This is a genomic window from Nostoc sp. ChiSLP03a (genome assembly GCF_034531215.2).
Lineage (GTDB): Bacteria > Cyanobacteriota > Cyanobacteriia > Cyanobacteriales > Nostocaceae > Nostoc.
In genome coordinates this window covers 1-26,215 of record NZ_JAVRBQ020000025.1, presented here as the reverse complement: position 1 = coordinate 26,215, position 26,215 = coordinate 1, and the positions used below count along the sequence as shown (strand labels likewise).

Genomic DNA, 26,215 nt, shown 5'->3' with positions numbered 1-26,215 from the left:
AGGACAAAGGACAACTGACAACTGACAAAGGACAACTTTTATGGCTATTACAGTCGAATCTCAAAAACGTCCAGAAGGCAGCAAGCCAAAAGCTTTGCGCCGCGCTGGATTGATACCTGCAAATTTGTATGGTCATAAGGGTACAGAATCCATTTCTTTGACCATTGAAGCCAAAACTGTTGAGCGTTTGCTCAAAAGAGCTTCCGTTAACAACACTTTGATTGAGTTGAATATTGCTGATGCACCTTGGCGCGGTAAAACCTTGCTGCGGGAACTTCAGATCCATCCAGCCAAAGGTACGCCTTACCACCTCAGCTTTTTTGCAGTTGCTGGCCACGGCGACACCACTGTAGAAGTACCGCTGCGTTATGTGGGAACTGCTGTTGGTGTTAAACAAGAAGGTGGTTTTTTAGACACTGTTATCACTGAATTGCAAGTCAGCTGTGCGCCAGAAAACATTCCAGAAATAATTGAAATTGATGTCTCTAACCTGCAAATCGGAGACAGCTTGCGTGTTCACGAGCTAGTCTTGCCTCAAGGCGTCACAGTTCTTGGCGATCCGGAGCGAGTCGTAGTTAGCGTCTCGCAGCCGCAAATCAGTGCTGCTGCTGAGGATGAAGCTGAAGCAGAGGGTGAAACAACCTCTGAAGCTACGTAAGTGTGTAATAATTTTTGATGATAGCCAGGGGGAAACTCCTGGTTTTTTTGTATTTGAACCCGCAGAGCAAAGAGATGATATAGCTAGGGACTGGGGACTAGGGACTGGGGACTGGGTGAAAAGCCTTTTTGTGTCTAAATTTTATCATCTGTCAATGTCCTAACCATTTTGGCTGTTGCTATATCATCTCCGCTAAATTACCCTTAATTCCCTCGGAACCCCACCCCGCCAACGCTACGCTTTGTCTCCCCTCCCCGCAAGCAGGGAGGGGTTGGGGGTGGGGTGTTTTTATTATGGTCAATTCGACGACATGATATGACAAGTGTTGGTGCACAGTGTATCTATCCCGCCTCGGAATAAATTCCGAGTCTCATAACCAAAGTCCTCTAAAAGGTTGTTTGAAAAGTGGTTGGCTGTGATTTTAGGCACTAACCGATCCCCCCTAGCCCCCCTTAAAAAGGGGGGAACCGGAATCTAAGTCCCCCTTTTTAAGGGGGATTTAGGGGGATCTAGAACGTTTTGTTACCGAGAAGAAAACTTTTCAAACATCCTCTAACGAACGCACTTAATTACGAATTACTTTAACGTGCATCACCAATCAAGACAAATGGCGACCAATAATAAGGATGGTCTTTAATTAGCTTCAACTTAGCTTGTTGCAAAGCTTCTCCTTTGGTCATACCTTGCTTGAGGTTTTGATAAAATTGAATCATCAATTGCTGAGTAGCTCGATCGTCAACCGCCCATAAACTTGCCATCACAGCTTTAGCACCAGCACGCTCAAATATATAAGCAACACCTGCAAGTCCTGTGCTAGCATCATTCAAATTAGTGTCTACAGCAGTTTGACAGGCACTAAGAGTAATCAGTTGTGTGCCTTGTAGCCCTAAAAGAGCAGCATTGGCAATGTCTAAGGGTTTGTCAGCAAATAGTAATGTATTATTTTTTAAATTGACTTTTTTGCAATCTTCAGTTTTGAAACAGCCGTGAGTTGCTAAATGCAAAAAGTCAAAGCGCAATGCTTGGGATCTAAACTTTTCTAGGGTAGCTTCATTGTGGATATAAACTTCACTGTCTGGCAGTATTTCCTTAATACTTCTGACTTCTGCCTCTGCACCTGGGAGATTTTGTGGGTCACTGGGTACTGGATTACCAAATGCTAAAACAGCTTGTACTTTGGGGGGTACGGCATTTTGCACACCTGGAGATTTTAGGGAATTATTGGAAATGCGAGTGAGATAGTTGACAGGATATTTCTCGATTAAAAATTGGTTGGTTTTACTGTCGGAAAGAGTTTCAAAAGGTAGATGGCGCAGTTGACCAGTAGCGATAATACTTAGTTCTTTGGGGGATAAAGCTTTAATTTTGTCTTCTATAGGACGAATAAGAATATCATAAAGTTTGCCGCCAGTTTCACGGTAGTTAGAATTACTTTCATCTTGTACTTCTTTCAAGTATTGGGTGAGAAGTTTATTAAATTCAGTGGGGTCAATAGATTTTTTTATAACGCTCAACTCGCCTTTTGTGAAGATAAAAATTGCGACGTTATTAGGCATATCTCTGACATTAGTCAGCAAGACAGGTTGAACTACAACCGTTCCTGCGGGTATGGAGGATGTAAGGTTTTTAATATCTGCAGGTGTAGTTTCAAATAGTTCTGCTACTTCAGGAAAGCGGCGGGATATTTTTTCGGCTTCTGAGTAAACTTGTGCTTCTAATTGCCGAATTTGCTGGGGTAGGCTTTCGGATTGATCGCTTTGCAGTTGTTGTCGCAAGGATTCCAATTGTTGATTTTTTTTACTCCAGTTATCAAGAGCTTTCTGTGCTTCTGGGTTGGCAACTTTGGCATTAATCAAGCGAGTATAATCAGCAAGGTCGGCTGTAGTGAATAGGTTAACCCATTCAAAGGCTTGAGCGTATTTTTTTTGATTAATCAGGACATCGACTAAAGCAGTAGCAGTAGCACTCGCATTATTGTCCTGTAAAAACTTTTGGCGATTTTCTCGTTGCAAACCCTGGCGCATTTCTAAGCTGATTTGGAGAGATTGCTCTAAATTGGTAATGGCTTGGGTTGGTCGATTTGTACTTTGGAAAAGTACACCAATATTACTTAAGGTAATAGCTTCACCTGCACGATCGCCCACAGCACGAATCAGGGGCAGAGCTTGGTTGTAAAATTCGAGTGCTTTTTGCTTTTCTCCTAAATCGTCGTAGACTCCACCGATGTTATTGAGTGTAGCCGCTTCACCAGAGCGATCGCCCACAGCACGCCTAAGGGGCAGAGCTTGGTTGTAAAATTCGAGTGCTTTTTGCTTTTGTCCTAAATTGGAGTAGACTTTACCGATGTTACTGAGTGTAGTCGCAACACCAGAGCGATCGCCCATAGCACGCCAAAGGGGCAGAGCTTGGTTGTAAAATTCGAGTGCTTTTTGCTTTTCTCCTAAAGCGTCGTAGACTGCACCGATGTTACTGAGTGTAGTCGCAACACCAGAGCGATCGCCCACAGCCCGCAAAAGGGGCAGAGCTTGGTTGTAAAAATCGAGTGCTTTTTGCTTTTCTCCTAAATCGTCGTAGACTTTACCGATGTTATTGAGTGTAGTTGCTTCACCAGAGCGATCGCCCACAGCACGTCTAAGGGGCAGAGCTTGGTTGTAAAATTCGAGTGCTTTTTGCTTTTCTCCTAAATCGTCGTAGACTGCACCGATGTTATTGAGTGTAGTCGCAACACCAGAGCGATCGCCCACAGCCCGCCAAAGGGGCAGAGCTTGGTTGTAAAATGAGAGTGCTTTTTGCTTTTCTCCTAAAGCGTCGTAGTTAAACCCAAGGTAAACCAGTGCGATCGCTTCACGTTTTTGGTCTTTGAGTTCTCGTGCAATGGTTAAAGCTTGCTGTAATATTTGTATTGCCTTTTGGCGTTCCTGTTGTTGTGTCAGTTGTCTCCCTTGCTTAAGCAGTCTTTCTGCTTCTTGCGATCGCGAGTTTTGAGTCTGTCCCCAGGTGGATTGAGCCATTAGCATCACTGTTAAAGGCGTTAAATAAAAGCCCACAGCCAAAAAACTGGTAAGAAATTTTTTCATAAAATAGCGCAGAGGTAGCTGTTTTTAATTGGGTGTTAGCAAAAGTTGTCGTTAGCAACATCAAAAGTATTTGGTCAAAGCTAGGATTGCTACTCTACAGGAACGCTTACAGCAAGCAAAGCGATCGCAAGAACAAAAATACCTTTACTTTGCGTAAGTCTTATAAAGGTTGAAACATTTATTGCCGACATCGGAGCATTTGTTATAAACGTTGGGACATTTCTTGCAAATGTTTAAGCATTTGTTGGAAATGTTTGAACGTTTGTTGCAAACGTTTGAATATTTGTTGCAACTACTTGAACCTTTGTTAGAGATATTTGAATACTTGTTACAACTACTTGAACATTTGTTAGATATGTTTGAATACTTGTTACAACTACTTGAACATTTGTTGCAAATATTTGAATATTTGTTGAAAATATTTGAACATTTGTTGCCAGCACCAAAGCATTTGTTACAAACGTTTAAACATTTGTTGCTAGCATCGAAGTTTTTGTTATCAACATCAGCAAAAGCCTAAATTAGGGATTTACGTTGAGTAGACACAAATATGCTATAGAAGCGTACAGCTAAAATAATTCACGAATCAATAAGGGTTTGCCAGAATGTTAATCGTTCTTTGTTGCGAATTGAACTGGATTTCATTCACCACATATTGCCGATTTCTAGCCACTGACTGAATACCCAGCAACTGTGCTGTGGAAACTACAGGTGGTTTAAGTTTCACCACCGCTTGACCCTGAGTAGGATTTTTTACGGTAAAAGTATTTAGGGGTATACCATTCCAAGTTACAAGCTTACCTGTGGGACGGTCTCGCTCACCCCGGATAATTTGCCGCCCATTGCTTCTGTAAGCTAACGCCCCATTCTTGAAGACTACTTTTTGAATTTTGCTCAGGGGAATTGTGGCAGTTTTGCCACTACGCTGAATTGATAGTGCTTCTGTCTGTGCATCAATTCCGATTACTCGACCACTGTTTGACCCACCTGCTTTTAGGATGACTTCTGCTAACTCTGGTAAGGCCACTGGAAGTTCTAATTCATCTGCTTTGACTGGTGTCTGTGCTAAGAAGAAATTTTCCGTTGTGACATCCTTGCTAATTACAGCTTGGATGTTCCCTGCTAGTGCTGCTGCCATTACTAAGATTGCCACAACCGATCTTTGAAAAAAAGCTTTCATGGCTTTAACAGTATATTTGACTAGATTTAACTTTCTCATTAAACTTCAGAGGCGGATACTAAATTTCCGTAAAATCACTAAAAGAAACTGATTATTCATTTATAAGTGTTTGCAGTTGAGTGCAATATAGACCTAACCCCCAGCCCCTTCCCTACAAGGGAAGGGGAGTAAGATTCAAAGCCTCTCTCCTCCTACTAGCGTTGGTGAGTAAGATTCAAAGCCTCTCTCCTTTTAGGAGAGAGGTTTGGAGAGAGGTCTATAACTTGGTGCGTTACGCTTCGCGGTAACACACCCTACATTGTTTCCCCCATCTCCCCTATGACCCAAGCACCAAATCCTAACCAGGAAACCAATATTTTAGGTAAATTCACAAGTGTACTTGGCTTACTGGGTGCGGCGCTTTTCTTTGCAGGCTGGATTTACCGTTGGTCATATTTCTACTTTTTTCAGCTAGAAGTCAATACCCTCGACTTACCCGCACAGTCTTTTTTGATAGTTCCCCTGCAAATATTTCTCGGAGATGGTTGGACAATCTGCAAAAGTGCGATCGCTTTTTTTGTAGCTGCGATCGCTATTCAGGCAACATTATGGTTAATTAAAATCGTTAGTGAGACTGTAGTCTCTGCAAGCCAACTACTATTGAGTCGCATCATCTCTGCAACCCAACACAAACGCTCATGGACAGCTAAACGGCTAAAATCTCTGGCTGAATTTAGTTCTGGACAACTGCGCTCAGTGGAATTTCTGCGATCGCTAGTCAATGAGATAGTCATAGTATCCTGGGTATTAATTGTGATATTTTGGTTAGCTCGTTGGCAAGGCATCGCAGATGCACGACGAGACGCTGGCCAAAACTCCACCTTACCTGTTGTAGCCTTAATTACACCAGAAGAAAAGTTTGCTGTGGGACGCAAACTTGATGATATATTTGCAGATCCATCTTTGAAAGGTTATCGCATTATTGGCGATCGCGGTCTATTCGACGACTTGCGAGGCAGAGAAGATAATGACATCAGCAATCCACAGCAGCCGCGAGTCTGGCGCTTACTCCTAGAACGTGGCGGCTGGATTTATTTGTTTCGAGCATTACCCTCAAACGCAAAACCTGGTGAGATTCCATCTGTGTTGGCTATTCAAGAAAGTGAGAAGGGACATATCATCATTCGCAGTCCAGAAGCTTCTAAAACGAGTTCTCCTTGATATGCTGATATCTTGCACCATTCTCAATTGACCAATGACCAATGACTAATGACAGTCATCACAGAAAATAGCGCATTAGCTGATCAACACTCAATTGGTAAACTGTGTAATAATTTTTGATGATAGCCAGGAGGAAACTCCTGGTTTTTTTGTATTTGAACCCGTAGAGCAAAGAGATGACAGAAGTAACTCTCCCAGCTTTTATTGAGCAAATGTTGCAGCCGGGATTTTATCCCCATAAGGTAACAGAACCTATTCAACTAGTTCAAACCCACGCTTCTTATGTGCTGTTAACTGGGGATTACGTCTATAAACTGAAAAAATCTGTGAATTTTGGCTTTTTGGACTTTTCTACCTTAGATAAGCGGCAGCATTTTTGTCAGGAAGAGTTACGGTTAAATCAGCGCGGTGCTGGTGAATTATATTTAGAAGTTTTGCCCATAACTTTAGTAGGGGAGCAATACCAGTTAGGGGGAACGAGCGAGGCTGTAGAATATGCGCTGAAGATGCGTCAGTTTCCTCAAGAGTCGCTACTAAGTATCCTTTTTGAAGAAGGTAAGTTAAATGAGACACTTCTAAATGAGTTGGGACGAGTGGTTGCTCAATATCATGCCCAAGCACAGACGAATGATTACATTCGCACTTTTGGCGAAGTGCCAAATATCCGGGCTGCCTTTGATGAGAATTATCAGCAAACTGAGAAGTATATTGGTGGCCCCCAGACTCAGGCGCAATTTACAGAAACAAAGCAATATACAGATAAATTTTTTGCCGAACGTCCAGAATTATTTGCTAGCAGAATTCACAACGGTTATATTCGTGAATGTCATGGGGATTTACACCTGAGAAATATTGCCCAGTGGCACGATAAAATCTTGTTGTTCGATTGCATTGAATTTAATGAGTCGTTTCGCTTTGTCGATGTGATGTACGATGTGGCGTTCACTGTGATGGATTTGGAAGCTGGCCAGCGTCAAGACTTGGGTAATGCGTTTTTGAATACTTATATAGAGCAAACTGGAGACTGGGAAGGCTTACAGGTGTTGCCCTTGTATTTAAGCCGTCAGGCTTATGTGCGGGCGAAGGTGACATCATTTTTACTAGACGATCCGAGTGTACCCGCAACGGTGAAGGAAGAAGCGACAAAAACCGCCACTGATTATTACAAACAAGCTTGGGAATACACTAAACCCAAGCAGGGACAATTAATTTTGATGTCGGGGTTGTCGGGTTCTGGTAAAAGTACCACAGCAAGACATTTAGCCCGTCAACAGAAAGCGATTCACCTGCGTTCTGATGCGGTGCGGAAGCATTTAGGGGGAATTTCTTTGTGGGAACGGGGTGGCAACGATTTATATACACCAGAGATGACCGAGAAAACTTACACACGACTGTTAGAATTGGGAATTATTCTGGCTAAACAAGGTTTTTCAGTAATTTTAGATGCCAAGTATGATAAACAGCACTTACGCCAAGAAGCGATCGCACAAGCTACAAAACATCAACTTCCCCTTCAGATTATCCAATGCACAGCACCACTTGAAGTTCTAAAAGAGCGTTTGAACAATCGCACTGGTGATATTGCCGATGCCACCGCCGATTTATTAGCCTCACAAATTAAACAAGCTGAACCTTTCACTGAAGAGGAACAACCTTATGTAAAGATTTGGGATACAACTCAACCACAACAGGCACAATTAAAATAATTTGTAATCCTCGCCTTCATGCGAGAAGCAAGCTACGTAATTCGTAATTCGTAATTGAATCGAAAATTAGGAATTACGTTAGAGTCAGACGCTTTTACGTCGCTAAGGCTTTGCTATCGAGCGTCATTAGTAATTTGTTAAATAAGTTATTTATTTTATGGCAGACAAAAAGAACGACTTATTCAGTATTTCTCCCAGCTTCTTTTCTCAACTATTATTTGGGGCATTTTTAACATTTATATTAATAATGACCGGCTCCGCACCAGCCCTAAGTATATTCTTAGGAATCATGGGCGGTTTCATCTTAAGCTGGATCACTAATGTAACGGATAATAGCCCCCAAGCACCAAATGTTGCCTCCTCTGATGGTGTTGATGCAGGACTGAAATACTGGTTATTTTTCATGCTGGGTTTTGTATATTTAGGCTATCCAGCACCTATGAGTATCTTGCTCGGTGGATTAGGTGCTTTAGCTGGAGGCTGGATTACTGCTTGGTGGGGAAGTAAGGAAGAAACTAGAACTCAGTTGCAAGTTGAAGAATCAGAAGAGGTTGAAGTTGAACCAACGAATGAAAGGATCAACAAACGGCAAATCAGAAGAGCCGGTCGCCGTTACCGTCGCACTCCTGGAAGTAGTTTCAATTACAAGTTTTGGGAAAGGTAATAATTTGGGCATTGGGCATTGGGCATTGGGCATTGGGCATTGGGCATTGGGCATTGGGCATTGATCGATAATCAATAGTTTTTCTTCATCACTTCCTCATCTCCTATTCCCCATGCCCCATTCCCCATGCCCCATGCCCTAATAATATGTTTTTATATTTATCCAAGTTACTGCCACTATTTTTTTATCCACTAGGATTAGCCTGCGTGAGCTTGGTAGTAGCATTAGTGACTTTGTGGAAACGACCCCGGACTGCGGCGATCGCAATTGCTTTTTCCCTAATTTTATTGCTATTTTCTAGCAATGCTTGGATCGCTAAATCATTAGTGCGATCGCTAGAATGGCAAAATCTTCCACCCGCCCAAATACCTAATGCAGAAGCAATTGTGGTTTTGGGTGGCGCAACTAAATCAGCTTTTTTCCCAAGACCTACTGTCGATTTGAGTGAATCAGGCGATCGCGTCATCTACGCCGCCCAACTGTATCGCCAAAAAAAAGCGCCTATAATCATTCTCAGCGGCGGTCGCATTGATTGGCGTGGAAGTGGTTCGCCAGAGTCGGCCGATATGGCCACAATCCTTACATCTATTGGTATTCCATCTGAGGCGATTGTTCAAGAACCTGACTCTCTCAATACTTATCAAAATGCTGTAAATGTCCGAAAGATTTTGTCATCTCGTGGGATAAATCAGGTATTATTAATTACTTCGGCAATGCACATGCCGCGATCGCTTCAGATTTTCCAGCGTCAAGGAATCAATGTTATTCCCGCACCGACTGACTTTCTAGTTAGTGAGGGTGAGTTGCAAGAACTCGGTAGTACTCCCAAAGCCGCTATACTAAATTTATTACCCGATACCGACAACTTACACCAATTTACCATCGCTTTAAAAGAGTATATTGGTTCTTTAGTTTATCGCTTACGCGGTTGGCTTTAATTGAGTAATGAGTAATGAGTTATGAGTTATGAGTTATGAGTTATGAGTTATGAGTTAGGAGTTATGAGTTAGGAGTTAGGAGTTAGGAGTTATGAAGTGCGGTAATTGTCTGAATTTGAAACTCTTAATGACCAATGACCAATGACAAATGACAAATGACAAACTAAATTAATTTTATGTCAAAAAATTTACCTTATATTATTCCAGTTGCTCAACCCCAAGTTGAGGAAGCTTTTGCGTCTTACCAAACAACCCATGAGTTTTACCACGAAGTTCGATCGCGATCGGAGTTTCAGCGTTATTGTGATTGGTATTATACAACAGCAGAACAAAACCGCCAAGACCTTAAAAAAATGCGCGGCGAACTGAATATTTTCCAGTGGTTTCGCCGCCGATAAGTGCTTTAGATGACTTCTAACTCATTTTCACGCAAGTGGGCTTTAAACTTTTTACTAAACTGGACTACAATCGGTAGATTAGCGCTTACTGGTCTGTCTCGCCATTGGCTGGCAATAGCTACTATATCGCCTTCTGTACCTTTGATATCAAAAGGCTGATTCCGATGTTCAGGATGATGATACACCACTACTGAATCTTTAACGCGGACGCGATCGCCAACTTTCATAACAACATTCACACCTAGCATTTTCTTTTCCACAAGTATCTGCTACAAAATATATGATTAAATCGCTTAGAATTTGATTTAATCAGCTATTTCTTGACGCTTCATCGGGGTGCAACGGCTTAACCCTCTGCGTCCAGGCACGTTTTAGCAATCCGCGCGTACTTTTTTCAGTTTTTTGCCACGTTAATAAGTATCGCCCCTACCTTTCGTGTTTACCCAAAAAACAGGGAAATGAAAGGAAATCAGGCGACTTCAGATGTGCTTAGTACTTTGACAGATATCCAACTCTTTTATCTTGACTCTAGGATGTTCCCCAGGTCAACTCTCTTAAGAATTTTCGTATATGGTGGATGCGCTGTTATTGCGATCGCTCGTTTGTATGGAATCAAGTTGAAAATCGTAACAAAAAATACATATATTTCATAAAACATAGTAGGTAGGAAGAGCGCTGCTATCGCTACAAGGTGCGCTGCTTATGGTAAATTAACAACGATTTTAGGACGCAAAGCTACCCAACGCTGAAGGTATTCGGGTAATATAATTAACTTCTATTTCAATAAAACAACTTGTGTTTGAGACAACGTGATGCTGGAATTTTGGAAAAGCCTTCTTGCTTATAAGCAGTTTATTCCCCACGGTCATTGCTATCTTTGGAAACCAGAATTAGTGGGGTTGCATATTCTATCCGACAGTCTAATTGCACTTGCTTATTATTCCATTCCCATTACGCTACTTTATCTTGTCCGCAAGCGCCAAGATTTGCCCTTCAACTGGATATTTCTGCTATTTGCAATATTTATTATTACTTGTGGCACTACCCACCTGATGGATATTTGGACGCTCTGGTATCCAACTTATTGGTTGAGTGGTTGTATTAAAGCGATTACAGCCCTAGTTTCACTGTACACAGCTTTTAAACTTATACCTTTAATACCAAAAGCACTTGCTCTCCCTAGTTCTGCACAACTGGAGGCAGCCAATCAAAAACTAGAGCGAGAAATCAGCATACGTAAACAGGCAGAACTCGCACTACAAGAGCGGGAAGCTATGTTACGGCGAATTGGCGATAATTTGCCCAATGGAGCAATTTATAAGGTAATCCGCGAAGTGGATGGCAGCGATCGCTTTTCTTATATCAGCGCGGGGATTGAAAAACTGATGGAAGTCAAGGCAGAAGATGCACTCAAAGATTCAAGTTTACTCTATCGCCAATTTATCCCAGAGGACGCACCACTTTTACAGGCAGCAGTCGATGAATCCCGGCGGAATCTCTCGGTGTTTGATATCCAAGTGCGAATCCAAACGCCCAGCGCTCGGCTGAAATGGTTCCATTTTCGTTCCACACCACGCCAGTTGCAGGATGGCTGTGTTGTTTGGGATGGGCTGGTGGTGGATGTCACCGACCTCAAACGTGGTGAAGAAACACTACGCAAGAGTGAAGCCTTATTAGAAGAATCTCAGCGAGTTGCTCGTCTCGGTAATTGGGAGTTTGAACTTGCCACTGGCAAAATTACCTGGTCAAAGCAGCTTTTCGCTCTCTTTAATCGAGATCCGGCACTTCTTGAGCCGAACTACCAAGAAAATCTGCAACTGTACTTGCCAGAAGATGCAGGAAAATTAGCCCAAGCTGTTGAGCGGGCAATGTCAACTGGCGAATCCTACAAACTCATTCTGCGGGCATCTCTAACTTACGGGTCTACTATTTATATTGAGGGGATTGGACATGCAGAATTCAACGCGGATGGAAAAGTAATTCGTCTCTATGGAACTGCCCAAGATGTTACAGAACGCCTTGCCGCAATCAACGAGCGCAAACAAGCCGAAGAAGAACTCCGTCGTAGTGAAAAGCTGCTAGCTACTGCTCAAAAGATTGCCCATCTGGGCAGTTGGGAATGGTACTTAGAGTCTCAAAGACAAATTTGGTCAGCCGAAACCTTCCGCATCTTCGGTTTAAATCCTGCTGAATCAGCACCGACGCAGGCTGCATTTTTGCAGATGCTTCACCCAGAAGACCGACCAGTGTTGCAAAGGCATCTACTAGGGGCGATCGCCAATAAAACTTCTTTCGCTCTTGAATATCGCATTGTCCGACCTGATGGCTCATTGCGCTACTTGGAGTCAAGAGCAGAGGTAGCTTATGATACTCAGGGGAAGACTATTAGGCTGTATGGAGCTATTCAAGATATTACAGAACGTAAGCAAGCAGAAATTGCTCTCAAACAAAGCGAGATTCGTTACCGTGCCATTGTCGAAGATCAGACTGAACTCATTACCCGATATTTACCAGACGGTACACTCACCTTTATCAACCAAGCTTATGCAGTTTATTTTGGACAATCGCCAGAAAAACTGATCGGCAGCCGCTATCAACCGATTATCTTTGAGGCAGATCGGGAGCGAGTTGCTCAATTAATAGCTTCAATTAGTGTTGATAATCCTGTAGTCATCATTGAGAATCGCGTGGTTGTGGCAGATGTGGTGCGTTGGACTCAGTGGCATAACCGGATGCTGTTTGACGAGCAAGGATGCTTTATCGAATTTCAATCAGTGGGACGCGATATTACAGCCCTGAAGCAAATCGAAGAAACACTTTTTCAAGAAAAAGAATTAGCTCAAGTGACGTTGCAATCGATTGGAGATGCAGTGATCGCCACAGATGCTTTTGGTAGGATTCAATACTTGAATCCAGTTGCAGGATCTCTGCTGGGATGTAGTGAAGCATCTGCACAAGGGATGCTGTTAGAAGAAGTCTTTAAAATTGTGCATGAAACGACACGGGAGAAAGTTCAGAACCCAATTCAGCAAGCATTACAGGAAAATCGAATTGTCAATTTAGCAAACCATACCGTCTTAATTACTGAGAACGAGCGAGAGATTGCGATTGAAGATTCCGCCGCGCCGATTCGCAATCGTCAGGGACAAGTTATTGGAGCGGTTATGGTGTTTCATGACGTGACTCAGAACCGCCAGCTTTCGCGTCAGCTATCCTGGCAAGCAACCCACGATCCCTTAACCGGATTGGTAAATCGCCAGGAGTTTGAGCGGCGGGTTGAACAAGCATTGCGCCTTGCCAAGTTAGACTACCAGGTTCATGCGTTGTGTTATTTGGATCTCGATCGCTTCAAAATCGTAAATGATACCTGTGGTCATGTGGCTGGAGACGAATTACTGCGTCAAATTACTGTCTTATTGCAGGAGAAGATTCGGAAAACTGACACACTCGCACGCTTAGGTGGCGATGAATTTGGCCTATTACTGATTCAATGCACGCTGGAGCAAGCTTTACGCGTTGCCAACAATCTGCTTTCGTGTGTTCAAGAGTTCCGGTTTGTTTGGCAAGAGCAGGTATTCTCAATTGGAGTAAGTATTGGCTTGGTCGGTATCGACACGAGTAGCGAGAGCCTTGTAGAGATTATCAGCACGGCTGACGCCGCTTGCTATACCGCGAAGAACCGGGGGCGCAATCGCGCGTGCGTTGCTCAGACTGACGACCAGGAGCGACTGCAACAGCGTGGGCAGATGCAGTGGGTCAGCCGTATTTCTCAAGCCTTAGAAAGTGATTGGTTTTGTCTCTATGCTCAAAAGATTACCGCTATTACCCCGACAGAGCAAAACGGCGACCATTATGAAGTGCTGCTGCGGCTCCGGGATGAGCAGGGAAAATTAGTGCTGCCGATGGCGTTTATTCCAGCAGCAGAACGCTACAACTTGATGCACTCAATCGATCGGTGGGTGATTCGGACTCTGTTCAAAAATTGGTCAAGGGTCGTTGACAAGAAAGAAAGCGTCTATGCAATTAATCTTTCTGGCTCTAGCATCAACGACGATCGGTTCATTGACTTTCTGCACGAGCAGTTTACCCTATACCCGATCCCACCCCAGCGCATTTGCTTCGAGATTACCGAGACTGTGGCGATCGCCAACCTGCTCAAAGCCAGAAAGTTCATTCAAGAACTTCAACGGATGGGCTGTCGCTTCGCATTAGACGATTTTGGGGCAGGGATGTCATCGTTTGCCTATCTCAAGTCTCTGCCTGTGGATTACCTCAAAATTGACGGGAGTTTTATTCGTAACATTGTCGAGAATCCTGTGGATAATGCGATCGTGACAGCAATCACGCGCATTAGCAGTGTGATGGGTATTCAGACGATTGCTGAGTTTGTAGAGAATGACGCGATTTTAGAGCGAATTACGGCACTTGGAATTAATTACGCACAGGGATACGGCATTGCAATACCTTGCCCATTGGGCTAGCTCCTACGTAGGCGCAAGATGTAATGTAGAGTTATTTGTAGTGCGATCGCAACCTATATAGCAGGAGGCAGAAGGTAAAAGTATTACTATTCCTAGCTTTCATGTTTTCAAAATGTCCTAACCTGTGTGACTAGGGCTATATTGACTCATTAGCGATCGCCACTTTTTTCTCCGTCACTCTCAATGTACAAGTAGTTATTGTCAACATTGCAACATTCCTCATCAACATTACAATATCCATAAGGAACATTGTAATATTTCTCATCAACATTAGAATATTCCTTATCAAGGCTGGAATATTTCTCATCAACATTACAACATCTATAAGGAACATTGTAATATTCCTCATCAACATTAGAATATTCCTTATTAATGCTGGAATATTTCTCATCAACATTAGAATATTTCTGTCTAACCACTACCGTCGTCTCAGTAAGGATTATGAACGTCTCCCAGAAATGAGTGAAGCTGCCATATATGCCGTTATGACTGATTAATTTTGTATTTCTTATTCCCAGCGATCGCTTTATCTGTTTAATGCATATTTTTATACTAAAACTGGGTATTAAAAATAAGTACTTTTGATCGAATAGGTTTTCAAAGATGATTTTAAGCTTTAGAAATACTAGTGCTGTGTGTGCTGCATTTTTATTAGTCAGTGTCAGCAGTTTTCATAAGTCAGCTATAGCCAATATAAACAATCAGTCCCAAATAATAGCACAGCAGAGTAAAACTCAGTTAAACCCAGTTTTTAAATCTATTCTGCCTAAATTAAAGCAAAAAACTCAAATTCGGATTCTTTTACCGAAGTTTATTCCTGAGTCGGATGGGGAAAATCCAATTTACGCAACTATAGAAGCTGCTACGCAAAAAAAGTATGATATTTTACTGGCTTATAGTCCAGACTGTAATGGTGCTTCTGCCTGTCGTTTAGGCGTTGTTACGGCTTCAGCCATAACTCGCAAAACACCCAGCCTGACTGGGAAACGTGTATCCTTAGCTAAGGGCATTACTGGCTATTTTGTAGATTTTACTTGTGGTGCTGGTTGCTCAGATGCTACCTTGACTTGGAGACAACAGGGTGTGCAATATGTTTTTGGATTAAAAGCTGGCGATCGCACTTCTTTAGTAAAAATGGCTAATTCTGCGATTAATCCCTAGCTAGCGTCATTTGATTCTACTTCCCAACGAAACAGCCGCGGCAATTGAGATACATCTATGGCGTAGTTAACAATCCACATTACCAATTCAAAAATCAAGAAATATCGTACCCACTGCAACTCGCTTGTAGAATCCAGAAGTGTCAAACCCTCATACAACTGCCAGAAGCGGTAAGGGAGATATATATAAGGAACCATCACCCAGACGACATTTTGCAACTGCCTGAGTGCCACTCTTTCAGAGATAATTTGCAACCCTAAAACGATAAAATACCAAGCAAGCACAGTTAAAACTGTGCGATCGCCCCACCATACACCCCACAATAACATAACCACTAATGGCGGCACTACTGCTAGCAGTTGCACCGAGCCAAACCAAATTTTATACCAACCGGGAAATGGTAAAGGTAGAGTGTAAGGCTTTGCGTTTTTCCATCCCCAGTTCACAACCACAATAAAAAGTGTGGCAAAAAAGAAAAAGAGGAGATTTTCTAGGAACAGATAGAGGTTGATGTTTAAGGAAGTCACGTCGCTTCTCTTCAAGACGGCAAGGGCGAACGCTCCCAATTCAAAATTCACCCATTCAAAATTCAAAATTCCCATAAATAAATTTAGTTGTTCTGTATCCTTTTATTTGTCGCTCATGAGGGTACGATCGAACTCTGATGTTTATGCCTTCAGTAAATCAATATAATTGTCTTTACAATAAAACATCTAATAAAGAGCTACAAAAGATATTTCAACTTTTGTTTGCTCTATTTTCTTGTACCAAATGAATAATCGATGGTACTAAAGAAATAACTATGATTAATCCAATAATCGGTAACAAATACTTATCTACCTGTTCAGCTGGCAGAGATTTTCCTAAGAAAAACCCTAACAGGGTAATGCCAAATGTCCAAATAAAGCCACCAATTAAGTTGTAAGACATAAATGTGCGATAATGCATTGCACCAATTCCAGCCACGATGGGCGCGAAAGTGCGTACAATAGGTAAAAAACGTGCTAAAACAATCGTTTTTTTACCGTGCTGTTCATAAAAGTTTTGAGTTTTAACAAGATGTTTTTTATGAAACAGCCATGAATCTTCTTTCTGAAATAGTCTTCTACCAAATTTATGCCCAGTAAAATAGCCAACATTGTCACCTAAGACAGCACAAATAAAAGCACCAAAAATCAAAACCCAAATATTCAATAAATTCTGAGATGCGACAAATCCAGCGGTGAACAATAAGCTATCCCCAGGCAGAAAAAAACCAATTAACAAGCCAGATTCAGCAAAGACAATCGCCCATACCCCAAAATAGCCAAGTGATTTAATCAGTTGTGGCAAATCTAGATGCATATCATTTTGACTTTTCTTTCAATAGATCCACAACATCTTAACGTTCAGCAATTTTATTGAATAAAAAGTAATATTAAATTTCTATAAAGTTATTATGCGATCTGAAAAAATGTAATGACAGATGACAGGTTTTGAGTTATGGGTGCAAGAAACAAAGACATTTGAAAGTATAGCAAAAGCCTGAGTGATTAGGACATCAACAGATGATAAAACTTAGATACAAAAAGACTTTTCACCCAGTCCCCATTACCCCTTATCCTCTTCAGGGGCCCCACCATCCCCAGTCCCCAGTCCCCAGTCCCCAGTCCCTTACTATACTAAGAATATTTTCGGGTGCTGCGATGCCTACGGCGAGCTTTGCTAACGCAGCAGAGTGGGAATATCGTGTTAACTTTTTCATAGCTACCCTTAGAGATATGAAAAGTCATCAATTTCCTCCTGGAAGCTTTGGTATACCTGTATTAGGTGAGACACTCTCCTTTGTTTTCGACCGCGATTTTGCCAAAAAGCGCTATCGCCAGTATGGGCCCATCTTCAAAACTCATCTTCTTGGCAGACCGACTGTAGTGATGGTCGGGCCGGAAGCATTAGAGTTAGTTTTGTCAAGCCAAATGGAGAAATTTTCTTGGCGCGAGGGATGGCCTGATAATTTCAAAACATTACTGGGTGAATCACTTTTTCTCCAAGATGGAGAAGAACACCGCAGAAACCGTCGCTTAATTATGCCAGCATTGCATGGCCCAGCATTGGCGAACTATGTCTCCACAATGGAAGATATTACACGTAGTTATCTGCAAAAGTGGGAGAAGCAGCAGGAATTTACTTGGTTCCAAGAATTTAAACAGCTGACATTTGATATTGCTAGTCAATTGTTGTTGGGTACGCGTCCTGGCCCTGAATGTGTGCGTTTTAGCAAATTGTTTGCAGCCATGACAAATGGACTATTTGCGATTAATCCGTTGCCCTTGCCATTTACAACATTTGGTAAAGCTATAGCTGCTCGCAATCAGATTTTAGAGCATCTAACTGAAGTTGTCAGAGAACGTCAGCAAAATCCCACAAAAGATGCTCTGAGTTTATTAGTGCAAGCCCAAGATGAAGAAGGGAACCGGATGAGTGAAAAAGAACTCATCGCTCAGGCGTTACTATTACTATTTGCTGGACATGAAACTACTACTTCGATGCTGACTTGGTTGTGTGTAGAGTTAGCCCGTCATCCAGAAGTACTCGAAAAAGCAAGAGTTGAACAATTGCAACTTGCAAGTAAAAGTAATTTGGATTTAGAACAATTAGGGAAAATGCCCTATTTAGAACAGATTTTGTGGGAAGTTGAAAGATTGCATCAACCTGTCGGAGGCGAGTTTCGTGGTGTGATTAAAGACTTTGAGTTTAAAGGTTATCACGTTCCTGCTGGTTGGCAGTCATATTATTCAATTGGAGTTACTCACCGAATTGAAGAAATTTATTCTGAACCAGACCGATTTGAGCCAGACCGTTTCAGTCCACAGCGCCAAGAAAACAAAAAGTATCCTTTTAGTTTAGTTGGTTTTGGCGGTGGGCCGCGCATCTGTATTGGCCTAGCCTTTGCCAAAATGGAAATGAAGATTGTTGCTGCTCATCTTCTACGTAATTATCATTGGGAGATATTACCCAATCAAAGTTTAGAGGAAGTTGTAGTTCCCACTAATCACCCGAAAGATGGATTGCGGGTTAGATTTCAACCTCAGTAAAATGTTTTATGACATCCCAGATATACATACATTTGTCTAACGGAGTTTTACAACGCTTGCAAAATGTGAAAGATTTTGTAGGCGGGGGCGTTAACTCTCTAAGTAACTCAGCGCAACAAGCTGGTGAGTCTTTGAAAACAACAGCCACTACCACAACTGATAAAGCAATTGATACAGTTACAACAAGTTTAGAGCAAACTTGGCAAACAGCAGAGCAATTTAAAAATACAACATCGGGAGCAGTTAAAGATGCAATGGCATCTTCTGTAAGTGATTGGTTGACACAACACCCGATATTTTTTCGGTTAGTTCAAATACTAGGTTGGGGAGCTAATCACCCAATTATTAGTGTAGTAATTTTGCTGTTTGCACTTGCTCTACTTTGGAGCATCATCAGAGCAATTGTCCGCTTAATTGAGACAGCTAGTTGGTCAATACTCCAAGTTCCGTTAAAATTGCTTCAGGCTTTGATTAAAGTTAGTTTTCTATCCTTAACTAAAGTTGGAAGTTTTGCTGTTCAACGAATCACAAGTACCAAAATAACTGATAATCCGCCTTCTTTACTACCTGAAAGTTTTCAACCAAATAAACAACAACGATTAGCAGAAATTTCTAGTCGTTTGGCAGCAATTCAAAAGGAACAACATCAGCTTTTACAAGAAGCGGCAGACTTGATTGCTGCCGACACAATTGATATAGAAGTATCAAAAATTAAACAGCTAAAAAGCGCTGAATCACATCTTGGCTGAGTTCGGTGGTAGAACCGGAGGCGACAATACCACCTTTTTGCATAGCATAATAGTAATCAGCTTGACGGACAAAGTGTAAATGTTGCTCTACCAATAACACCGAAATACCTGTGGTTTCGACGATGCGGCGGACTGCGGCTTCAATTTCTAAGATGATAGAGGGTTGAATACCTTCAGTGGGTTCATCTAAAACGAGTAATTGAGGTTCTCCCATTAAAGCACGGGCGATCGCTAATTGTTGCTGCTGTCCTCCACTTAAATCACCACCCATCCGCGAAAGCATGGTTTTTAACACCGGAAATAAACTAAAAACTTCCTCGGAAATTTCTGCTTTTTTGACTGGTTTGCGTCTAGCTTCCAACCCCAGCAGTAGATTTTCTTTAACTGTCAACCGAGGGATAATCTCTCGTCCTTGGGGAACATAACCAATTCCCAACTTTGCCCTTTGGTCTGGAGATTTGGAGTTGATTAATTCTTCAGCTAAATTAATAGTACCGCTGCGGGGTTTGAGTAAACCCATGATAGTTTTGAGTAAGGTAGTTTTTCCAACACCATTGCGTCCAATTAGGCAAACCATTTGCCCCGATGGTACGCTCAAATCTACATTGCGGAGAATATGGCTTTCGCCGTAATAAACGTTAAGGTTAGAAATTTTGAGCATATAAAGAACTTTTAACTGTTTAGTTTTGATGTCAGAATTCAGCACCCAAAGGGCAGGGGGGCAGAGGGGCAGGGGGGCAGGGAGCAGGGGAGCAGGGGAGCAGGGAAGCAGGGGAATGGGGAAGAGTTACCAATGCCCAATGCCCAATGACAAATGACAAATGACAAATGACAAATGACCAATGCCCAATGCCTCTGGCTATAACTAATTAGGCAGACATGATATCAGGAGTCAGAACAAAAGAGCAACCTCTAGAAACTTCAATAAGGGACTTCCAAATAAAAAAACATCTCAAATTTTCTTGTGGGATGGGTGTTTCCACCCGTCCTAGATTTAGGGCGCTCATGTTGCCATTGGTGTCAACTTCAGATGAAAATAGCTTATCTGTTAGCTTACATCCCCGCCTGGAAATAAATTTTCCGGCTTTTAGCTTAAGTCTACTGAAGTAGACTAGAGATTTTTAGCGATATTTAGTCATCTGAAGATGACTTTAGCTATGAGACGGGAATTTCAATTCCCGGCGGACAAGGGGTTTGGCGTTAAGTTGACACCAATGGCAAGATGTTCACCCCACAAAATGAATAATTTATTTCTTGGAAGGCCCTAAATGAGTAGAATTTGTCAAAGCCAGTTACCAACTAAAACATAAGGTGCCCAGTAGCCAGGACGACTGTAATTGGGATAATCTTTTAACAACTTTACTTGGGCACGACGCAAGGCTTCAGCCTTTGTCACCTCGTTTTTAACTAACTCCCGATAAAATTCTCCAATTAAGATAGCAGTAGATTTATCGCTGATATGCCATAGTGAAGCCAAGGTACTACGAGCGCCAGCTTTCACGGATGCTCCTGCTAGCCCTAGCGTGGCGCGATTGTCACCAGTAGCAGTTTGGCAAGCACTTAACACCAGCATTTCCAAGGCTTCTGAGCGAGTTCGATCTCGACGGCGCAACAAGCTATCAAATTGCGTGACGTTAATCGGCCCATCGTTTGCAAGTATAAAAGTATTCTCAACACTGGAACTAAATTGACCGTGGGTTGCCAGATGTAACACATTAAATGGCACAGTATTTACCTTACTCTCTAGGTTTTTGCTGTTGAAGTCTCGATCTAGTAACTGGGTGGTAGAGGCGATCGCTTGGGAAATAGAGTCGAATTCTGATTTAATTTCTGGTAGCGGTGGAAATTGCTGTTGAAAGCGTTGTGGTGGTTGCATTAACCCGGCAGCTAGTACATTGAGTTTTGTTTGTGTCAAGGGTTTGAGTGCGAGTAACTGGAGTCCTAAGCTGAGTGCCACAGAGTATTTTTCTACCAGATATTGCTGACCGTCATACAATATGGCCATTGGCACATTTCGCAATATGCCATCCAGTACAAATACAAGGGTTTTGACGCCACGATCTTTTAAATCTGACTCAATTTCTTTGATTAACCAGCCATAGACTTCCTGCGATAGCGCCTGCACTTCCTCAGTCCGATCGGGTTCTAATAGATACTCTCTGAGTTGTTTTATAGTACCTTCTACCTCATTTTGTGATTTATTTACTGTATAATTACGCAGTGGTTGTTTAGGAATTTTGACAATCACTTGGAGTCGCTCGGGCAAAATAATTGGATAAACGATCGCGGCTGTAGGATTATCTTTATCTACTACTGTGTCAAGCAAAACAGTTTTGGCATTAATGCAAGCTTCCCGAAAAAAGTCGTCTAATTCCGCTAGTTGCAGTGCTTCAATCCTCTGTCTAGCTTTGTCTAGGATTGGTTCGCTCGGATGAGTTTGCTGAAACTGCAACAATAATTCTACGGACTCTCGATATACAGGTTCTACACTTTCTTTAAAGGAAAACTGGACATCTCGATTTACAACTACTAAGTCACTACGGAGAGTCTGCAACTCACCGATCGCAGTATCATAGCTGGCAATAGCGCCTTCAATCTCTCCTTGCTGTTTTAACAAGCGTCCTAACTGCCAATGCCAACGATAAGCGATATCTGGGGCGTTGATTGTTTGGGCGATGTTCAGTGCCTGTTGGGTGAGGTTCTGGGCTATTGACCATTGCTTAGTTTGTTCGTATACACTACCTAGAGTCCCAAGGGTAAAGCTCTCGGCTCGTTTATCTGCTAAATTTTGAGCTTGTTGCAAAGCTTTGGCGCAGATTTGAGCGATCGCTTCGGGTGTAGTTCCGAATTTCATCAAGCTTTGAGCTAGATTAATCTGCGCATAAATAGTTGTCACAGAAGCAGGTAGTTGTGCCAGTTGAGTTTGGATTTGCGGCAATAATGTCTGCACGGCGGCTGTTTGTCCCGCGTTCACTAGTAAATTCAACTGATTAACTTGAGCCTGAACTTTGCTAATCGGGTGAGGAGCGATCGCAGCAGCTTGCTGATAAAACTGTATTGCACCCTTAAAATCTTGCTGTACTTGTGCCGTGTTGCCTAAACTAAATAAAGCCGCGCTCACATCTTGGGGAGAATCCAATTTTTGGGCAATTGACAAACTTTGCTGTAATACTTGACGAGATTGATTCAAATCTCCGCCTAATTGCAGAGCATTTCCAAAAGACCGTAATTCTACTGCTTTACTGACTGAATTAGGTTTTGATTGTAACTCCTCTTGCAATTGAGTCAAGATCGTCAAAGCCCGACGGTAAAATCCCAAAACTTGCCATGCTTGTGCTTGATTGATGCGATCGCGGATAATGCCATTGCGATCGCCTAATTGCTTATAGCTAACTTGGGCACGTTGCCAGGTGTTGAGTGCCTGTTCAGCTTGTCCTAAGTCTAGTTGAATACTACCTTGAATATCTAGAATTGGAGCCAAAACCTGAAGATTTTGGGAATTAGAAGATTTTTCGAGCAACTTCAAGCTATCTGTAATTGCTTGTTGTGCTGGTGGTAAATTACCCAGTTTTTGATATGCCAACGCCAAATTACTTAATGCTACAGCTTGCTGCAATTCATTGCCTTGGCTGCCAAAACTTTTAACTGCTTGTTGCAAAACTTTAACCGCTTCTGCAAATTGTCCTGCCTCATACAGCACTTTTCCCTGTTGCAGCAAGTCTTGTGTTTGTGCAGGAGGATTTTGGATTGAGATTCCAATTGCGATATGTTGTCTCTCTAAAGTTGCAGCAACAGGAAAAGCAGTAACGCACAAAAAAGCTGTCACCACAACCAAGAGGATGAAAACAGATAAATTATGGTTTTTAAAGAAACGAATGAACCATCTGTTGCATCCGTTATATATCTGTTGCCACTGATTATTTTTATAACTCTTGAGTTTCATCGTAATTCCTCCCCCGATTCTTGGAGTAACGAATCATTGACTACAGGACATAGCAGAGGGAATAGAAGAACTTTGCCCAGATTGAGCCACAAGCATAATATCACCGTTACCATCAACAATCCATCCTTGAGCCTCCACAATTGGGTTACTAGATTTGGTCATAGTTGCAGTAGATAAATTATCCGCGATCGCTGTTGCTTGTGGTGGCAAATCCACCCAACCAGTAATTACTGCTCGTCCCCGCAAAGGTTCATTCGGACTTTGGGGTAATCCACCGCGTCCGGTGGCGATAAAGCTACTAGCGTTTTGTCCTCTTCTGGGAGTGCAACCTTGGGCGATTTGTTGGGATACATCCACGAGGTTGGAGGGTAGTTGAATTAAGCCGCGACTGGGGTCAGTATCTGGAGTGTTAATAGTTACCTGACCGTTTAAAGTAGGACTTGTCTGGGAAATTGCCGTGATGCTACTTGGAAGCTTTTGAAGGTCGAGTTCAGATAGGTCGTTAGTTCCCAGCATTTGCACCAAGTCTTCTCGACTCAGTACTGTCATACCAAAAATACCAGTAGCATTGATTGTGACTTTGCCACCAGAGCCTTTAAAGGCATTGGCGGTGATGTTACTATTTTCATTAGCAACGGCGACGAGGAAAGGAGTGTTAATGGTAATGTTGCCACCATTCCCACCAGCCTGGGCAATGCCTGCGGTGGTTGAAATCAGACTTTCACGGCGCAGCAGGAAAATATCTTTTGCTGATAGGGCGATATCTCCTCCGTCACCAGATGTAGTTAAAGATGCGATACCACCTTGATCGAGACGGATAGAGTCTGCCTCAACTTTTATGTTGCCCGCTTTTCCTTCTCCTGATGAACTAGCACTCAGAAAACCACTATTTAAAGAAAGGGAGCCAGTTGTGATATTGATGTTACCTCCGTCACCAACTGCCCCAGGTTCTACACTACTAAAAGCACCACTAAACAAGCCATTACGACCTATACCAGCAAAGATAACGGTATCATGAGCATCAACATTGACATTGCCGGCATTGCCCTTTCCAAAAGTGCTGGCAGCCAGTTGAGCGCCATTAGTAAGCGAAAGGGATGCTGTGGTGATATTAATGTCTCCACCCCTACCTTTACCATCATCATCTAAAGTACTGAAGGCAATGGTATCATCTCCACTCAAAGAAACGGTTTCTTGGGCATTAATTATGAGATTACCTGCATTCCCATTACCATCACTACTGCTAGCTAGTTGAGCGCCATTGGTAAGGGAGAGCGCTCTTGTACTAATGCGGATGTCTCCACCCCTTCCTTCGCCTGTCTTTTCTAACGTACTCAAGGCACGACTTGTATTACCATCCAAGAACACGGACTCTGTTGTATCAATTATGATACTTCCTGCACTTCCCTGTCCAAAACTACTAGCAAGCAATTGAGCATTATTTCTGAGAGAGAGTGATTTGGCACTAATGCGGATGTCTCCTCCTTGTCCTCTGCCTTTTTCTTCCACCGTGCTAAATATAGTGCTGTTATCAAAGGAAACGATATTACGAGCATCAATTGTGATATTACCTGCATCGCCTAGCCCATAAGTGCTACTGGCTACTTCAGCGCCATTAGTAAGTGAAAGCGTTCCTGTAGTGATACTGATGTTTCCTCCCCTACCCTCAGTATCAGATCCTAAAAAACTGAAAACACCACTGGCAGAGCTTTTATCGATGCTTACCCCATCAAAGGAAACGCGATTGCTAGCTTCGATAATCACATTGCCTGCATTACCAAGTTTTCCTGAGTTTTGATTTCTTATATCCGCTCCGTTGACTAAAGAAACTGACGCGGCCTTAATGTAGATATTACCTGCATCACCTACACTCTCCGGCTCTACATTACTAAATACACCCGTGATATTAGGCTTAAGACTGTCGAGAGCATCGAAAACAATGGCAGCTTCGGTTGAAATCGTCACATTCCCCGCATTGCCCTGTCCTAAACCACTGGTACCTATGTAGGAGCCATTGATGAATGCAACCCCATCTTGAGCTTGAAGCGTTACATTTCCAGCATCTCCCTGCCCAAAGGTGCTGGTTAGCACAGTAGCTGCATTTGTGAGCGCAAATGAGTTTGCCGTGATGTTAATATCTCCTCCCTTTCCAGCTGCACCTAGCATAGCGTTAGAAATGAGGCTGCCATCCCTAAGATTAACTGTTCCTGTTGCATTGATCTCAATGTTTCCCGCTTTGCTATCAGTTGAACCCAACCCCAATCCTATTCCTGCCCGCAGGCTGCTTCCTCCTAAAAGCTCCAAATTCCGAGCGTTGATTGCAATACTGCCACCATTATCTGTACGAACATTTATTTGAGCGCGATTAATGAGTGATACATCTGCTCGTTGTGCCTCTTGAGGAAAACTCAGACTTAGGTTATTGCCATCAACATTCAGCCCAACTGTTCCTGCATTTGCCAATCCTCCCAACTCCACTCGCCCACCAAAAGCATTTAACCTTCCACCATCCATGCTGATGTTGCCACCCACTAGCAGCAAACTTTGACCATCTGCTACACGTAGACCAAAGGTATCAAAGCCGGACTTATTTAATCCTGCTGGTGCTACTGAGTTATTTTGAATCGGTGCAGCCGTAATTTGATTAAATAGTAAAGCTGAAGGATTGACTGTCAGTAGTGCAGAAGAATTTGGATTGTTAGCAATGAAAAAACTTTGATTGCCAAATTGAATCGCATTTGCAGTCGTTGCAACAAACGACCCGCCAATATTCAATTGGCCATTTTCGCCAAAAATAATCCCGTTAGGATTGAGTAAAAATAAGTTTGCTGTACCCGACGCACGGATTAACCCATCAATGTTAGAAACTGACTTACCCGTTACCCTGCTAATGATATTCTGAATGTCAAAAGCATTATTAAAGAAAGCAGTGCTTCCAGTGGGAACGGAAAACTCCCCAAAGCTGTGGAACAAATTGCCACCCGCT

At 42.6% G+C, this 26,215-nt stretch carries 20 protein-coding genes and 1 pseudogene; 12 read left to right on the top strand and 9 right to left on the bottom strand.

What is annotated here, in order from left to right; translation table 11 throughout:
- Positions 1-40: 40 nt before the first annotated feature.
- Positions 41-658 (top strand): 50S ribosomal protein L25/general stress protein Ctc, encoded by a 618-nt coding sequence (locus RMY32_RS03090; protein WP_322711901.1) that lies wholly within the window; start codon positions 41-43, stop codon positions 656-658.
- A gap of 581 nt (positions 659-1,239) precedes the next feature.
- On the opposite strand, the gene RMY32_RS03085 is transcribed toward RMY32_RS03090, so the two are convergent.
- Complete coding sequence (locus RMY32_RS03085) at positions 1,240-3,735, bottom strand: CHAT domain-containing tetratricopeptide repeat protein (RefSeq protein ID WP_322711900.1); 2,496 nt, start codon at positions 3,733-3,735, stop codon at positions 1,240-1,242.
- A gap of 229 nt (positions 3,736-3,964) precedes the next feature.
- On the opposite strand from RMY32_RS03085, the gene RMY32_RS03080 reads away from it, so the two are divergent.
- The gene (locus tag RMY32_RS03080; protein ID WP_322711899.1) at positions 3,965-4,255 is read left to right on the top strand and encodes a hypothetical protein; all 291 of its coding nucleotides are present in this window, start codon (positions 3,965-3,967) and stop codon (positions 4,253-4,255) included.
- A 66-nt stretch (positions 4,256-4,321) separates the two neighbouring features.
- On the opposite strand, the gene RMY32_RS03075 is transcribed toward RMY32_RS03080, so the two are convergent.
- A complete protein-coding gene (locus RMY32_RS03075; protein WP_409882181.1) occupies positions 4,322-4,888 on the bottom strand; it encodes a hypothetical protein in 567 nt (188 codons plus the stop codon).
- Between the two features lie 345 nt (positions 4,889-5,233).
- Here RMY32_RS03075 and RMY32_RS03070 point away from each other — a divergent pair, with 345 nt between their 5' ends.
- The 5 genes from RMY32_RS03070 (at position 5,234) to RMY32_RS03050 (ending at position 9,821) form a co-directional block, all read left to right on the top strand.
- Positions 5,234-6,115, top strand: coding sequence for a hypothetical protein (locus RMY32_RS03070; protein WP_322711897.1), 882 nt, complete (start codon positions 5,234-5,236; stop codon positions 6,113-6,115).
- A 176-nt stretch (positions 6,116-6,291) separates the two neighbouring features.
- On the top strand, positions 6,292-7,821 hold the full coding sequence (locus RMY32_RS03065; RefSeq protein WP_322711896.1) for an AAA family ATPase: 1,530 nt from the start codon (positions 6,292-6,294) through the stop codon (positions 7,819-7,821).
- A gap of 157 nt (positions 7,822-7,978) precedes the next feature.
- Complete coding sequence (locus RMY32_RS03060) at positions 7,979-8,485, top strand: hypothetical protein (RefSeq protein ID WP_322711895.1); 507 nt, start codon at positions 7,979-7,981, stop codon at positions 8,483-8,485.
- Positions 8,486-8,631: 146 nt separating this feature from the next.
- Positions 8,632-9,423 carry a YdcF family protein gene (locus tag RMY32_RS03055; RefSeq protein ID WP_322711894.1) on the top strand — a complete coding sequence of 264 codons (792 nt, stop codon included), beginning with the start codon at positions 8,632-8,634 and terminating at the stop codon, positions 9,421-9,423.
- A 176-nt stretch (positions 9,424-9,599) separates the two neighbouring features.
- On the top strand, positions 9,600-9,821 hold the full coding sequence (locus RMY32_RS03050; RefSeq protein WP_322711893.1) for a hypothetical protein: 222 nt from the start codon (positions 9,600-9,602) through the stop codon (positions 9,819-9,821).
- Positions 9,822-9,826: 5 nt separating this feature from the next.
- On the opposite strand, the gene RMY32_RS03045 is transcribed toward RMY32_RS03050, so the two are convergent.
- Positions 9,827-10,048, bottom strand: a complete 222-nt coding sequence (locus RMY32_RS03045) for a ferredoxin-thioredoxin reductase variable chain (protein WP_409882182.1) — start codon at positions 10,046-10,048, stop codon at positions 9,827-9,829.
- 585 nt (positions 10,049-10,633) lie between these two features.
- Here RMY32_RS03045 and RMY32_RS03040 point away from each other — a divergent pair.
- Positions 10,634-14,302, top strand: coding sequence for an EAL domain-containing protein (locus tag RMY32_RS03040; RefSeq protein ID WP_322711892.1), 3,669 nt, complete (start codon positions 10,634-10,636; stop codon positions 14,300-14,302).
- Between the two features lie 149 nt (positions 14,303-14,451).
- Here the strand turns inward: RMY32_RS03040 and RMY32_RS03035 are convergent, their stop codons facing one another.
- Positions 14,452-14,721 carry a hypothetical protein gene (locus RMY32_RS03035; protein ID WP_322711891.1) on the bottom strand — a complete coding sequence of 90 codons (270 nt, stop codon included), beginning with the start codon at positions 14,719-14,721 and terminating at the stop codon, positions 14,452-14,454.
- Here RMY32_RS03035 and RMY32_RS03030 point away from each other — a divergent pair.
- Positions 14,716-14,799, top strand: a pseudogene (locus RMY32_RS03030) (IS5/IS1182 family transposase); the annotation flags it as partial. The gene RMY32_RS03035 and the pseudogene RMY32_RS03030 overlap by 6 nt on opposite strands.
- A gap of 106 nt (positions 14,800-14,905) precedes the next feature.
- The gene (locus tag RMY32_RS03025) at positions 14,906-15,463 is read left to right on the top strand and encodes a hypothetical protein (protein WP_322711890.1); all 558 of its coding nucleotides are present in this window, start codon (positions 14,906-14,908) and stop codon (positions 15,461-15,463) included.
- Here the strand turns inward: RMY32_RS03025 and RMY32_RS03020 are convergent.
- Both RMY32_RS03020 and RMY32_RS03015 read right to left on the bottom strand, forming a co-directional pair.
- Entirely contained in the window at positions 15,460-15,990 is a 531-nt protein-coding gene (locus RMY32_RS03020) for a hypothetical protein (protein WP_322711908.1), read from the bottom strand. The genes RMY32_RS03025 and RMY32_RS03020 overlap by 4 nt on opposite strands.
- A gap of 211 nt (positions 15,991-16,201) precedes the next feature.
- The gene (locus RMY32_RS03015) at positions 16,202-16,807 is read right to left on the bottom strand and encodes a DedA family protein (RefSeq protein ID WP_322711889.1); all 606 of its coding nucleotides are present in this window, start codon (positions 16,805-16,807) and stop codon (positions 16,202-16,204) included.
- Positions 16,808-17,223: 416 nt separating this feature from the next.
- Here RMY32_RS03015 and RMY32_RS03010 point away from each other — a divergent pair, with 416 nt between their 5' ends.
- Positions 17,224-18,537 (top strand): cytochrome P450, encoded by a 1,314-nt coding sequence (locus RMY32_RS03010; RefSeq protein ID WP_322711907.1) that lies wholly within the window; start codon positions 17,224-17,226, stop codon positions 18,535-18,537.
- An 8-nt stretch (positions 18,538-18,545) separates the two neighbouring features.
- The gene (locus tag RMY32_RS03005; protein WP_322711888.1) at positions 18,546-19,286 is read left to right on the top strand and encodes a hypothetical protein; all 741 of its coding nucleotides are present in this window, start codon (positions 18,546-18,548) and stop codon (positions 19,284-19,286) included.
- On the opposite strand, the gene urtE is transcribed toward RMY32_RS03005, so the two are convergent.
- The 3 genes from urtE to RMY32_RS02990 form a co-directional block, all read right to left on the bottom strand.
- Positions 19,249-19,947: an urea ABC transporter ATP-binding subunit UrtE gene (gene urtE, locus RMY32_RS03000; RefSeq protein ID WP_099101646.1), complete on the bottom strand. Its 699-nt coding sequence runs from the start codon at positions 19,945-19,947 to the stop codon at positions 19,249-19,251. The two genes, RMY32_RS03005 and urtE, sit on opposite strands and share 38 nt — an antisense overlap.
- A 621-nt stretch (positions 19,948-20,568) precedes the next feature.
- Positions 20,569-23,229: a CHAT domain-containing protein gene (locus tag RMY32_RS02995; RefSeq protein WP_322711887.1), complete on the bottom strand. Its 2,661-nt coding sequence runs from the start codon at positions 23,227-23,229 to the stop codon at positions 20,569-20,571.
- Between the two features lie 33 nt (positions 23,230-23,262).
- A partial coding sequence (locus RMY32_RS02990; protein ID WP_322711886.1) for an S-layer family protein occupies positions 23,263-26,215 on the bottom strand: 2,953 nt, incomplete at its 5' end.